1 rRNA gene is annotated in these 282 nt (G+C 47.2%); it reads left to right on the top strand.

The features are described from left to right. A 23S ribosomal RNA gene (locus tag K0040_RS20380) occupies positions 1 to 282 on the top strand; the annotation flags it as partial.

Here is a 282-nt window from a genome sequence, read left to right on the forward strand (position 1 = left end):
GCCCGGAGATAGCTGGTTCTCTCCGAAATAGCTTTAGGGCTAGCCTCAAGATTTAGAGAAACGGGGGTAGAGCACTGAATGTCCTAGGGGGTATTGTACTTACCGAAGACTATCAAACTCCGAATACCGTATTCTTATGCTTGGGAGTCAGACTGTGGGTGATAAGATTCATAGTCAAAAGGGCAACAGCCCAGATCGTCAGCTAAGGTCCCTAAATGTACGTTAAGTGGTAAAGGATGTGGGATTGCACAGACAACCAGGATGTTGGCTTAGAAGCAGCCA

Source organism: Terrisporobacter petrolearius (assembly GCF_020748185.1).
Classification (GTDB): domain Bacteria; phylum Bacillota; class Clostridia; order Peptostreptococcales; family Peptostreptococcaceae; genus Terrisporobacter; species Terrisporobacter petrolearius.